The organism is Amycolatopsis sp. w19 (assembly GCF_051373225.1).
Classification (GTDB): domain Bacteria; phylum Actinomycetota; class Actinomycetes; order Mycobacteriales; family Pseudonocardiaceae; genus Amycolatopsis; species Amycolatopsis japonica.
In genome coordinates this window covers 1-581 of the sequence record NZ_JBPQFM010000083.1, presented here as the reverse complement: position 1 = coordinate 581, position 581 = coordinate 1, and the positions used below count along the sequence as shown (strand labels likewise).

Sequence of the window (581 nt, the reverse complement as noted above, 5' to 3'; positions counted from 1 at the left end):
AGCAATAGACAATCATCACCAATATTGGCGCTATATGATTGTTTTTCTCGTATTAGCATTCTTTATTTTTTTATGGAAAGCTCTGAAAAAGGGTGCTGGATCTCTTAATGGAATTAAGCTGCGTTACGAGAGAGAGGCTCATAAAAAGACTAGAGAAGCAATCAACAAAGGAACAGCATTATTAAACCATGCTATAAAGAATCAAATTTATAAAATTAATTCAAGCTTACAAACTATAAACGTAGATGAACTTAATCCATCTTCTCAAAATTCAATTGAAATTATAAATCGTAGTTCTAAACATTTGACAGAGATCATTGAGCGTATGCATAGCAAAACACAGGAGATCGAGATTATAAAAAGTCAGAATGACTTAAATAAGTTAGTAGATGAAAGCCTGGAAGATTTGAAATTGGATTTATACAAGAAGAATATAAAGGTTAAAAAACTCTATTCATCAGAGAAAAACATTGTATATTGTGATCCTACGCAGACCTACGAAGTGTTTATAAATATATTAAAAAACTCAATTGAAGCAGTTGACGATGGAGGAGAAATAAAGGTAACTATTTCACCTAAGA

General features: G+C 31.0%; 1 protein-coding gene. It reads left to right on the top strand.

Annotation, left to right across the window (positions count from 1 at the left end):
* Positions 1 to 34: 34 nt before the first annotated feature.
* On the top strand, positions 35 to 581 hold a 547-nt coding region (locus ACSMFO_RS40220; protein ID WP_436462549.1), incomplete at its 3' end, for a hypothetical protein.